9 protein-coding genes and 1 pseudogene are annotated in these 12,873 nt (G+C 39.1%); 2 read left to right on the forward strand and 8 right to left on the reverse strand.

Features of this window, described 5'->3' with window-relative positions:
- Positions 1–159: 159 nt before the first annotated feature.
- From R7O13_RS04095 to R7O13_RS04110, 4 genes are all read right to left on the reverse strand, one after another.
- Positions 160–918: a hypothetical protein gene (locus R7O13_RS04095; protein ID WP_193281400.1), complete on the reverse strand. Its 759-nt coding sequence runs from the start codon at positions 916–918 to the stop codon at positions 160–162.
- A 294-nt stretch (positions 919–1,212) separates the two neighbouring features.
- Positions 1,213–2,616, reverse strand: a complete 1,404-nt coding sequence (locus tag R7O13_RS04100) for a relaxase/mobilization nuclease domain-containing protein (RefSeq protein ID WP_193281401.1) — start codon at positions 2,614–2,616, stop codon at positions 1,213–1,215.
- A complete protein-coding gene (locus R7O13_RS04105) occupies positions 2,606–3,151 on the reverse strand; it encodes a chromosome partitioning protein ParA (protein ID WP_193281402.1) in 546 nt (181 codons plus the stop codon). Before R7O13_RS04105 ends, R7O13_RS04100 begins: the two co-directional genes overlap by 11 nt.
- 863 nt (positions 3,152–4,014) lie before the next feature.
- Complete coding sequence (locus R7O13_RS04110) at positions 4,015–5,652, reverse strand: recombinase family protein (protein WP_318303066.1); 1,638 nt, start codon at positions 5,650–5,652, stop codon at positions 4,015–4,017.
- 48 nt (positions 5,653–5,700) lie between these two features.
- Here R7O13_RS04110 and R7O13_RS04115 point away from each other — a divergent pair.
- Positions 5,701–7,293, forward strand: a pseudogene (locus tag R7O13_RS04115) (FAD-dependent oxidoreductase); the annotation flags it as partial.
- Positions 7,294–7,360: 67 nt separating this feature from the next.
- Here the strand turns inward: R7O13_RS04115 and R7O13_RS04120 are convergent.
- Together R7O13_RS04120 and R7O13_RS04125 are read right to left on the reverse strand one after the other, a co-directional pair.
- Positions 7,361–8,059 (reverse strand): aspartate/glutamate racemase family protein, encoded by a 699-nt coding sequence (locus R7O13_RS04120; RefSeq protein WP_262665011.1) that lies wholly within the window; start codon positions 8,057–8,059, stop codon positions 7,361–7,363.
- A gap of 136 nt (positions 8,060–8,195) precedes the next feature.
- Positions 8,196–8,996, reverse strand: coding sequence for a PhzF family phenazine biosynthesis isomerase (locus R7O13_RS04125; protein ID WP_318303069.1), 801 nt, complete (start codon positions 8,994–8,996; stop codon positions 8,196–8,198).
- Positions 8,997–9,143: 147 nt separating this feature from the next.
- On the opposite strand from R7O13_RS04125, the gene R7O13_RS04130 reads away from it, so the two are divergent.
- On the forward strand, positions 9,144–9,593 hold the full coding sequence (locus tag R7O13_RS04130) for a YkgB family protein (protein ID WP_205461022.1): 450 nt from the start codon (positions 9,144–9,146) through the stop codon (positions 9,591–9,593).
- Positions 9,594–9,791: 198 nt separating this feature from the next.
- On the opposite strand, the gene R7O13_RS04135 is transcribed toward R7O13_RS04130, so the two are convergent.
- Together R7O13_RS04135 and R7O13_RS04140 are read right to left on the reverse strand one after the other, a co-directional pair.
- Complete coding sequence (locus R7O13_RS04135; RefSeq protein ID WP_005376099.1) at positions 9,792–10,268, reverse strand: DM13 domain-containing protein; 477 nt, start codon at positions 10,266–10,268, stop codon at positions 9,792–9,794.
- A gap of 195 nt (positions 10,269–10,463) precedes the next feature.
- Positions 10,464–12,788, reverse strand: a complete 2,325-nt coding sequence (locus tag R7O13_RS04140; protein WP_318303070.1) for an FdhF/YdeP family oxidoreductase — start codon at positions 12,786–12,788, stop codon at positions 10,464–10,466.
- Between the last annotated feature and the right edge of the window lie 85 nt (positions 12,789–12,873).

The following is a 12,873-nucleotide window of genomic DNA, read 5'->3' on the forward strand; positions in this document are numbered from 1 at the left end:
ACTACTCTATAACATATCTCAATGATATTAACCCTTTATTTATAGTTAAACAAGAATGTTTAGTTAACCACTTGGTTTTTAAGTATAGTAAAAAGGTTATATAATAAAAACCAGCTCTTTGAGCTGGTAGTTGTCAAAGTTATCTTTGAACCATAGTTATTAAAAGAAGCACTCTATCGACTTTCTTTGACTATTCATTTTTTTAGGCTTATCGCCTTGATCAAAGCAATCTATTTTATCCTTATGCTTTAAAAATCGTGTAGCATTAAGCTTGCTTGAAATTTTAACACTTGATAAATGATTAATATTTTTTATTCTTTCGACCAGTGCTCTATCAGAAAACAACATATTATGAAAAAGTACGTCAGGCATAACATAAGCATCTAACACTTGTTTAATTCTATACATTGCCTGATACAAATCCTGTGCTTCAACTACAGTTAACAAACCTTCTAAAGCCAATTTTGTAACAATGTCCGCGACCTCATGTACAGGCTTTGAAACCTTTGCCGCTTGTTTCTTAATCCCTGCTCTATCAATATCGAAGTACCCTCGACATTCATTTGTTTTTGCTTCATAATATAATCTATAATAAGATTTGTGCTTAGCTATAAACTTGTCGTAAGCCCCTTTAGTAACATTATACTCGCCTGACTTTACACATTCAGTTACATCGTTTTCTAGAAACTCTTCAAATGTATATTTTGGAATGTCATCAATACGTTTTTTGGCAACAATGACCACCTTATTCTTAGGACAGCCATTTCTTACTTCTTCATCACATCTTTTAATATTTAGTCGAAGGTAAACAGTCATTCCTTTCCTATGTCGATACGGGGTGTAGTTCTTACCATCATCAAGTATATTATTTCTTTTCTTATCAATCGCGACATTCATTGCATCCGCATAATTAGCCATAACTTAAACCTTACAATTTATTCTTATCTTTTAATACAAGATATCAGTTAACTTTATATAAGTAAACAAACTGGAATTTACAAAAAATATAATTTTAACAGGTTGATTCATAAACTTTATCTATTACGAATAAACTAATTTTAATTATTATTGACAGATAAAGTTAATAAAATATTTATTAACTATGACGAATCATTGATTTTTAATAATTAGTGAGGCATTAAAAAGCAATGACTAGTTAATTATATATAGAAAGTAATATAATTACATTTAATGACAGCTATAAATATTAGGCTACTTATTTATACCTTTGTGATCCTGGCTAATGATACTTTCTAATAGTTTATTCACCGAACTTCGTTGTGGTTTATCATTCTTGTGTAAGATATCAACATGATCAGTATCAATAAAAGTCTTATAGTCACTCTCAGAAATCTGTTTTGTGCTTAAATTTTCAAATACATTTTCCATTGTTTTTCGCTTAGTGATACAGCTAAATGCTTTATCAAGAGTATCCAAAAATAGCGCTTCAATAACTGTTTCAAAACCCATTTCGACATCTTTAAGCATAGAAATCATCTCAACGACATACACGACATCAGAAGCGCCTTTTAATCTTTTACGTGCTCTCAGATTCCATTTCATGTCATCTATGAATTGTTCCACTTCTTTGCGATATCTAACATTCACAGAAAGCATCACAAGATAAGTCCTCATATCTTGATCTTGCTTACTTTCATAAACTCTAAGCGCATTATCTGATTGTTCTTGAGCGTGCGCAGCCGCTCTTTCTAGTTCTTCTTCATAGTTACTCAGGTCCTTACAGGCGTCATGTAGAATACCGTTTCCAATAAGCTTTCCGAGTGTATATTTTCGATTTCCACCTAACTGGGAGGCAGACATTCGAACTCCGTCGAGATTAAATACGATCCCCACCGCAACCCCCTTCTTTGTTTGTAGCTCAACTTTGAGGCTTGAATGTGTTGATTCAACAGCAGTGACAAACTCTGCAAGATTAGAGCGTGGCTTTAACTTATTGATACCAGTTTTTACCAGACGAGCTATTTGAGCCTTTTTGTTAAATATTTTAGCGTCATTAATATCAGCATAGGAATCGTAACCAATCTTATTACTACTTACTAATTGTCGCAGACCAAACTCTATCTCTAGCTCCCTCATTACTTCTTGTGCTCGTATCTTGCTATAAGAGTCTTTGATGCGTTTTCTTGTTACTATATCGATAGTTGATGTGACTACATGTATATGTTGTTCATCGGTATCATTATGTTTAAAAGCAATATATCGGCAATTTGCGTAACCCAAATGATTCATCAACTTTTTAGCTGTTTTGCACCATTGGAAATTAGTTAAACTCTCATTAGTATCTAAGCTTACAATCATGTGCTTAAATTGCTGTTTGGCGGTTGGATTAAGCCTTATAGACTCTTGCATCTCCCTTATCGCAAGCGCCATATCTAACATCTCCCCTGGTGCGTTTTTAGCATTTACAGGGATATGTATAATATTATTTGCATAAATAAATTCTGTTACTGCATCAGCGCTTTTAGTCGCTCCTGCACCATAATTTACTAAATATTTAGCCACTCGTTCATCGTCACCAGCAACATACTTTATGAGAGCATCTGCGGTTAGCTTAGTATGCTTACCGCCTTTTTGTGCAGGTTCCTTATAGATCATGACTTGAGCCTCTTAATTCTTTCAGTGCCTGAACAAGCTTGTCTTCACTTAAATGCTGTTTTGCTATTTCATAAGCCGCTTCTTGAGTAAAGCTATTCACTAGCAAGTGACGAGTGGCCTGAAACTCTCTTAATAGTCCCGCTAGTACTACAAGAGTACTTTCTATTTCTTCTCTTGTGAGAGCTTTACTATTCTCAATATCGGTGGCAATTGTTTTAATTTGATCTCTGAGTTCTGAAGTTTCTGAGAAGAACTCTTTAGATGCCTCTAGAATGATAGGTTTGACTTTTACAGCATTATTGATGATGTCACGAGTAAATGCTGAAAGCTTTGAATAACCAGCCACACATTGCTTTTTAACTAGCTCTTGATATTCTTTTTCAGTGAGATTTGTCTTTACTGATTTAATCTGTAAATCAGCAGGTTCTTTACGAGCTTTGTATTTCTCTTTTTTTACTGTCTTAACGGCAGTTTCAATAGCTCTAAAATCTTTTGCACCTACATTTCTTAGAATGTCTAACACATCGTTGTTCATAATTATTACCTTTTATTGTATCTATACTCACCTCTCAAATAATTAGATATAGCTATTAAGATCTAAGACTAACAGCATATGATAAACTAGCGCTAACACCGAAGGGGGTTAGTGCAACCAACCAGAATGGGCGGAGTATTTGTCGGAGATTTTATTTGGGACAAATAAACGCGCAGACACAGCTTGCTTCAAAACTAGATAATTATATTATTAATTTAAATGATAAGATTTTCAATATTTATTTTTACACAAACAAAAGCACAGTTCACATTTAAAATAAACTTATAGGAAATACAATCAATAAATAACCTCATAAAATTCAACATTATAAAATAATATCTTAATTAAATTTTTTTATTTTCTTATCATGTAAGTAGATTTAATAGATAATTACTTAAATATTAAGTAATCTTAGTGTAATTTATTTTTGTTGCGTAAGTAGTATGACATCAAGACTAATTAAAAATAAAATAGACTTTACTTACTAAAAATGAATATCTCATTAAGAATTGAATAGGTATAGCTCTATTCTTCATTGTAATATAATTAATAGTAATATTTATGTTTACTATTAATTTTATTACCAAATTATGCATATATATCTAAGATTTGTATACTTGAAGTTATCTTTAGAGCGAAATCGAACGTCCTATGTAGAACTCTAACTTAACTCAACACCTTCCGTTCAAGGCGTTGAGGAGTGCTCATCTATCCCAAACGTTAAGTGAGATTTCTGCTCTAGCGGTTATAAATCTATATAAAATTAGAGCAGAAGAAATACTGCTCATTTATTATGAGTAAAACAATGATACGGCTGGTTCAATCGTATAACAGTCTTGTATCTTGTACATATTCGAATGTTCCTACGATCCTGGTACAGTGGGTAGGTTAAATCTAAGTAATCCCTTACCTTCTGATTTACCAGATTTTTCTTCTATTCCAACTAAACCATTTTTTGAATAAGATTCAATGATATGATCTATGTCACGGTTACTATCATCATATCCACACTTTATCGAAAAGTTGTTTAAAGAACCTATAATTATTTCCATTCTCTCCTTTGTGAAATATACTGTTATACGATTATCTTTCAAAAACTGATTGAATAAAACTCTATCCTTTTCTTTCGAAAAATCAATATCAAGGTTAGACAATTTTCCTGTAATACGTGATTTACTAGCTTTAATTTCATTTTCAATTTTTTCTCTTTCCATTCTTTTAATTTTATATTGATTCTCCCATTCTTCATCATCAGAATATTGTGTCATATATTCACGTATCTTTGACATGCTCTTATCGATCGTATTGATTTTCTCCTCTAAGTGAGAAATGTCTACACTTTGGTCAATGTCAAATTTTAAAGACTTAAGCACATTATAAATTTTATTTTGAGCCAAGTAATAATTTATATTTACAGAGTCGCATTTAGTACTTTTTCTTTTTCTGTTACACTTTAAATACATACCTTTAGTTGGATTCTTAACTTTCCTACTAGAGAATGCCATTATATAACCACATTTAGCTAAACTACCACAACCGTTCTCATTTTCCTTCCGTATTAAGCAACCACATTTACCAACACCAACAAACACATTACGGAAAATTTCACCAACTCCACCTGTATTTTCCCGAGTTCTTTTTTGAACTGCATAGAATGTTCTATCATCAATAATTCTAGGATAATAATCCTTACCATCTAACTTTCCAATTACATTCGTATTTCTGATGTATGCATTAATAGATGATTCACTAAGAGGACTATTTTTTTTTGTTTTTATTAGATTTCCATTTTCATCAAAACTGTATCTGTAGATATCCAAGTCACCGAGACTCTTAATAATTTTTTGAGGCCCGTAATTGAAGTTAAGTTTTAAATCAAATATTTTCCTAATAATTTCCGCATTCTCTTCAATTATTGTATAAGATTTTAAATCTGAGTTTCTAGCTAACCAGAAAGGTGGTTTCGCTATAGATTTCCTTCCTGAATCTTCAAGCAATTTTCTACTGGCTTTTATTCTTGAACTTTTTTGACTAGATTCTTGATATGCTAAGTACATTCCAATTTCAAGTAGTATTCTTCCTGTTACACTAGATACAGATTCCATATTTTCTTCAAAAACAAGATTCCATTTCGTGATAGCAATTTTAACACCAGCATCGATAATCCGTTGAAATTGACTTCTGACAAAGTCAACATTAGCTCGACTAAATCTATCTATTAGCTCTATAACAATAAGGTCGCCTTTCTCGATCTTTCCATTTTCAATATCATTAATCAAAGCCCCCAGTTCACCTCTTTTAAAGTTCGCGGCTGTGTAAGCGCTCTTACCACGATCTTCATAAATTAATCCCTTTGAGTATGCCGATTTCCCTTCACTTAAAAGGCGCTTGTTGTAATCAGAAATCCAATGCTCACAAGCCTGTTCCTGCCTTTGTATACCCTGTCCTTCCTCAGCCTGAATTTGCTTACTAACACGTTGATATAGATGATACTTATTCACTTTTTCTTACACATTCCTAGGAGTTATAAAATGTAGTATAACATGTAGTTGTCTTTTGCAAACTGTGGCTTGCCTTACCACATTGGTGGCGATATCCAAGAACGAAGCAAACTGCTTCTTCAAACGCCTGAAAGCTTTTTAGCGCGTTTCAATGTTGATGTTCGTGTGATGAACGAAGTGGTTTCAATTAACCGCCAAGATAAAACGGTTACGGTTAAGAACCTACTTGATGGCTCTGAATACCAAGAGAGCTACGACTTCCTTCTACTTAGCCCTGGTGCAGGTCCAGTTGTGCCGCCTATTCCGGGTATTGATAACCCATTGACGCATTCGCTGCGTAATATCCCAGATATGGATCGTATCATTAAGACGATCGAAACCAACAAAGTGGAACACGCTACGGTCGTTGGTGGTGGTTTCATCGGTTTGGAAATGATGGAAGCCTTCCACCAGCTTGGCGTAAAAACCACATTGGTTGAAATGGCGGATCAAGTGATGACGCCCGTTGACCGAGAAATGGCTGGCTTTGCTCATGCAGAAATCCGAGAGAAAGGCGTCGACCTGCGCTTAGGCGTTGCTCTATCTTCTGTTGAATTTGTGGCGAACCAATCTGTCGCTAACATAGAAGCGGGTGAAGATGACACACACCAACACCTTCAAGGAAAACTGACGCTGTCTCTAAACAATGGTGACCAGCTTGATACCGATATCCTGATCATGGCAATTGGTGTACGCCCTGAAACAAAACTCGCGCAAGAAGCCGGTCTTCAAATTGGTGCACTAGGCGGTATTTACACCAACGAGTACATGCAGACCAGCGATCCTTCTATCTATGCCGTTGGTGATGCGGTTGAAGAGAAAGACTTTGTCACTGGCGAACAAACCCTTGTTCCGTTGGCAGGTCCGGCAAACCGTCAAGGTCGTATGGCTGCAGACAACATGCTTGGTCGCCAAGAAACTTACCAAGGTACGCAAGGCACGGCGATCTGCAAGATCTTTGATTTAGCCGTCGCTTCTACTGGTAAAAACGAGAAACAGCTAAAACGTGACAACATCACTTATGAAAAAGTGTATGTCCACACAGCCAGCCACGCGAGTTACTACCCTGGCGCAGAAACTGTGTCGTTCAAAATGCTGTTTGATCCAGCAACTGGAAAGATTTTAGGTGCGCAAGCAGTAGGTAAAGATGGCGTTGATAAACGTATCGACGTAATGGCAGTCGCTCAGCGTGCTGGTATGACAGTAGAACAACTACAACACCTTGAACTCACTTACGCGCCACCGTATGGTTCAGCGAAAGATGTGATTAACCAAGCGGCTTTCGTTGCGAATAACATCATTAAAGGTGACGCAACAGCGATTCATTTTGATGAAATCGACAACCTCTCAGAGGACCAAGTTCTGCTCGATGTTCGTAATCCGGGGGAATTGGAATCTGTCGGCTTCATTGATGGCACAATCAATATTCCTGTCGACCAACTTCGCCAACGTATGAATGAACTGCCGAAAGACAAAGAGATCGTGATTTACTGTCAAGTTGGGTTACGCGGTAACGTAGCATACCGTCAGCTGGTCAACAATGGTTACAAAGCCCGCAACTTGATTGGTGGATACAGAACACTCAAATTTGCTCGCTTATAACTTGATAATAAAAAAGAGAAAACCACGTGCTTGGTTTTCTCTTTTTTTGCAGGAAAGAAAGCGTAGATCATTCACCTTCAATCGCCAAACGGACTGCTGCTTGAGCATGGATAGAAGTGGTATCGAGTAGTGTAACATCGGTGTGACTTTGGTTTACAAGTAAGGCAATTTCAGTGCACCCGAGAATCACAGCTTCAGCTCCCTGCGATTTTAGTTTTTCAATAATTTGCAAGTATATCGTCCTTGACTCCTCTTTGATTTCACCTTGGCATAACTCTTTATAAATAATGTTATGTACTTTAGAGCGGTCGTCTTGATCGGGAATGACGACATCAAGCCCATAACGGTCGGAAAGCCTTCCTTTATAAAAGTCTTGCTCCATTGTGAATTGAGTACCAAGGAGTCCGACCTTTTGAACCCCTTTCTCACGAAGTAACTCAGCAGTCGCGTCTGCGATATGTAGTATAGGGATATTAGTACTGGCTTCAATTTGAGGCGCAACTTTGTGCATTGTGTTAGTACAAATAAGAATGAAGTCAGCGCCCCCTTTTTCTATTGAAGATGCAGCATCAGATAGAATGCTTGCCGTTTCTTCCCATTTACCTTGATGTTGAAGCTTCTCTATCTCTAAAAAATTCACGCTATACATACAAATTTTTGCAGAATTTAGGCCGCCTAACGCCTCTTTGACTCCTTCGTTGATCAATTTGTAATAGCTAAGCGTCGACTCCCAGCTCATACCACCTAGAAGGCCGATAGTTTTCATATAACTCTCCAATCGTTATACACCACCGTGTCAGGGGGGTTACAAACAAAATTAACCACTTAAATAAGAAGCATTCAAGCGTTTTCACTATTGAGCATTGGGTAACACGAAAATAAAATCATTCCCACAAGGACCGCTACGCGATTCTCATATATCCTCGCAATATCGTTACCGCATTTCCAGAAAGCTTAACGTGCTCAGTGCTTAACAACTCTGTATGGACGACCCCACTTCTCTTGGAGGCTTGGAAGCCTTTCAGTTGCTTTTTGTTGAGCTCTTTAGCCCAGTAAACACATAAAGCGCAATGTGCAGAGCCTGTAACTGGGTCCTCGTTAACACCCACCCAAGGCGCGAAGTATCGAGAGACAAAATCGGCGTCAGTGCTTGATTGAGCAGTGATGACGACGCCACGGCCTTTTTGTTTAAGCAGCGCACCAAAATCAGGGTCGAGCTGTTCAAGCACAAATTCATCATTAATGACGATCAACTGCTTATTATCAAACTGACCGTAGGCGACTACATTGGCGGCATCTAGCCCCAAGCCATGAAGTAAGTCTTTGTTAATACTCGCTCTCATATCTAAAGTTGGAGCAGGAAACACCAAATGAATTTCTTCATGATCGAGTTGTGCAGTTAAAACCCCAGATAGCGTAACGAACTCAATCGTATCTCCAGTATTATATAACCCCTGATCTTTCAGAACGTGCGCCGTTGCAAGTGTGCCGTGTCCACACAAAGCAACTTCCGTCCTCGGTGTAAACCAACGAAGTTGCATTGTATTGAGTGACAGAAATGCCGTTTCAGATAACGACATCTCGGCCGCGATGGCCAACATCGTTTCCTCATCAAGGCTTGACTCTGTGATACAAACACCCGCGGGATTACCTTTGAAAACCTCTGATGTAAACGAGTCAACCTGAAAAATTTTAACTTCCACGAAATATCCTTAAGTTCTATCAAACACGTAATTCTGTATCACGTGATTTTTAATATCTGTTGTTTGAGCGAAAAAAACCTATGAAATTTTCTACCAACCTTATAGGTCTTGTTGGAAGCGCTAACAAACAGGAGAATGTAGTTAATTATGCAAAACGTAAAAAGCCATCATCAATGTGACTCAATTGGATATCTTATCGGAGTTTTCGGCGTTTCTTTAGTTCTAATATGGATTGGTATTTATAAATTCACACCTACAGAGGCCAAGCTTATACAACCGCTCGTTGAAAATCATTTTCTGATGAGTTGGTTGTATGATGTGATGTCAGTTCAAGCCGTATCAAACATCATTGGCGCAACAGAAATCATTGTCGCTATTGGATTAATCGTTGGCCTTAAAAGCACACGAGTCGCTTATTTTTCTGGCATAGCCGCCGCAATTATTTTTCTTGCGACACTCAGCTTTCTAATTACGACACCGAATACATGGAAAGTGTCTGATGGGGTTTTGGTGACAAACTTCTTTTTAGTAAAAGATATTCTATTTTTAGCCATTGCGATTAGCGTCATCGAACGAAACAAGCCAAACAGAGAATAACTCTAAATAGTTCGAAATCTTGTTTTTCCAGAACGTAGCCTGAAAGGTGCAAACGACTTACAAGTCGAATGGTTCTGTCAATAACTCTAAATAAAGGCTCTTAAATTTAGAATGTTTAAGAGTCTTTGCCTCTTAATTATGCGAAACAACATCCTAGCGTAAAGTGAAAAGAAAAGCCTTTCACTCTACTGCTAAGGTTTATTGATACTTTGCCGAAGTAATGAACTCACCGAATGTCTCGCACCATACAACAACCGTATTGTATTCAGAAATTGAAGTGCTTTGAGGAACCTCAACAACGAAGTTATCGAACGTTTTGACATCACCAATTAAGCTCATCTCAGATTTAAGGTCATTAAACTCTTGTTCCGTTTCGACAAACTTAGGAGATAGATAGAGTTTATAGTCTGGTCCGGGAGCGAGTTTTCCTACCAACGTAATGACTTCAGAACTCAAATGAATCTCTCCCTCTCCCCAATGAAAAGCATCGCTACCTTTGAGTTCCCTCTTAAACACTGCGCTGTATTCTGCACCTTGCTTACTCTTAGCAACTTGCTCATCGGTCGGCGCAGGTGGTGCAATAAGGATCGGTAAAGTATAGATACCTATCGCAATGCCAATAGAAACTGCCACTAAGTGACTGATTGTTAATTTAATTATATTTTTCAAGGTCATAAGCATCTTCTTATTAGTTTTACTACTTGAATTTAGATTCAAATCGGCCTTATCTGTCTATTATCGAGCAGCATAATGTCATTAACATTATACACAAGCTATGCGCACTAAATGCAGACTGAGCGCAATTAAAAACGGCTGATAATTAATATCAGCCGTTTGCTTATCGGAAATGTCGTTGTGCCGGTTTGGTCACTATTCCGCTTCCACCAAAGCGATCTTATCGGATATCGATTTTTCCAATTTTATCGCAATAAACTTAGAGGTTGGCGTAAACGTTCTATCCCCATAACTGTCCAAAGGAACTAATGGGTTTGTTTCTGGATAGTAAGCCGCCGCCTGACCTGCTGGTACATCATAGGCAACAAGCGTAAATCCGCTCACACGGCGCTCAACGCCATCTTCCCACAATGACACCATGTCCACTTTGTCTCCCGGTTCAAAACCGAGTTTACGAATATCCTCTTCATTGATAAACAGCACTTCGCGCATACCAAATACTCCACGATAACGGTCATTCAAGCCGTAAAGTGTCGTATTGTATTGGTCGTGTGAGCGCATGGTTTGCAAGATCAAATCTGGCTTTTGGCCTTTTTCGAGTATCGCTTCGCTGATCAACTGCTTCGGCAACTCGCTAGAGCTGAACTGTGCTTTGCCGCTTGGTGTATTCCATCGACGCTCGGCAGCTGGGTTTACCAAGTGGAATCCACCCGGGTGTTTAAGCTTATGGTTAAAGTCGGTAAAGCCCGGAATCGTGTCGGCAATCAAATCGCGAATACGGTCGTAATCTTCAATCGCCCACAACCAATCAATTGGTTTTGCCCCGAGTGTCGCATTGGCAATACCGGCAATAATCGCTGGTTCTGAACGCAAATGCTCCGAACGCGGTTTTAGCTGACCAAATGAGATATGTACCATGCTGAAGGTATCTTCAACCGTCACGCCTTGTGGGCCAGTCGCTTGCTGATCAATCTCAGTACGGCCTAAGCATGGAAGAATAAGCGCATCTTTACCTGTGACAAGGTGAGAACGATTTAACTTCGTCGAAATGTGTACGGTTAAATTACAGTTTCGCATCGCGTTGTGCGTACGTTCTGTGTCTGGCGTTGCTTGTGCAAAGTTACCGCCCAAACCGATAAATACTTTCGCTTGCCCTTCTTCCATCGCTTTAATGGCTTGCACAGTGTTGTGGCCTTCACCACGCGGGACGTCAAAGTTAAATCGACTTTCAATGCGATCCAACAACAGATCTGAAGGTTTTTCATCAATGCCCATCGTACGGTCGCCCTGAACGTTACTGTGACCACGCACTGGTGAAAGCCCCGCTCCCGGCTTACCAACGTTACCTCGTAACATTTGCACGTTTGCGACTTCTTTAATGGTTGGCACAGAGTGACGATGCTGAGTCAACCCCATCGCCCAACACATGATCACACGTTCTGCACGTCGATACATGCTCGCCACCATCTCGATTTCACTTAAATCAAGACCCGATTGTTCCGCGATGTGTTCCCAAGACGTTGCATCCACTTCAGCCAAATACTTATCAATACCTATCGTGTGTTGTTTGATGAATTCGCGGTCAAATACCGCTTTGCCACCGTTTTGCAATGCCTCGCGCTCCCATTGCAACAAGAATTTCGCGATGCCACGAAACACTGCCATGTCTCCACCTAAAGCAGGACGCAGGTACGCCGTGTTGGTAGGCTCTGAGCCGTTACTCAACATCTCAATCGGCATTTGTGGGTTTTGGAAACGCTCTAATCCGCGCTCTTTGAGCGGGTTTAGACAGATAACCTGTGCACCACGTTTTACCGCTTCGCGCAGAGGTTCAAGCATTCGTGGGTGATTCGTGCCCGGGTTTTGACCAATCACAAAAATCGCGTCGGCTTCTTCAAAATCATCAAAGATCACTGTGCCTTTACCAACACCAATGGTGTCTTTCATCCCTATTGCACTGGCTTCGTGACACATGTTGGAACAATCTGGAAAGTTATTGGTACCGAATGCGCGCACAAATAGCTGATACAAAAACGCCGCTTCGTTGCTTGCACGACCAGAGGTATAAAACTCCGCTTGGTGCGGTGAATCCAATTGATTGAGATGCTTCGCGACAAGTGCAAAAGCCTCATCCCAAGAGACTGGCACATAGTGATCGGATTCTGCATCGTATCGCATTGGGTGCGTGATACGGCCTTGGTATTCCAACCAGTAATCGGTTTGCGTTGAGAGAGAAGAAACGCTGTGATTGGCAAAAAACTCAGGATCAACCAGACGATTGGTCGCCTCCCAGTTTACCGCTTTCGCGCCATTCTCACAAAAATTGACTTTACCACTATCTGGCGACTCGCCCCATGCACATCCCGGGCAGTCGAAACCGCCATTTTGGTTGGTTTTGAGCATAGTGCGAATGTTTTTAACTGCATTTTCACTGCCCCACCAACTTCTGGTTACGGCTTTCAGTGCACCCCAACCACCAGCTGGACCTTTGTATGTTTTTATTTGTTCTTTTTGGCTCACGACTTTACTCCTCGCAGATATACCAGCAAGCAGGGTGCCCGTGAAAACAAGCGCGTTATTTATTGAGATAATGCGGAAGTATTGA

The organism is Vibrio sp. Y176, from assembly GCF_033438945.1.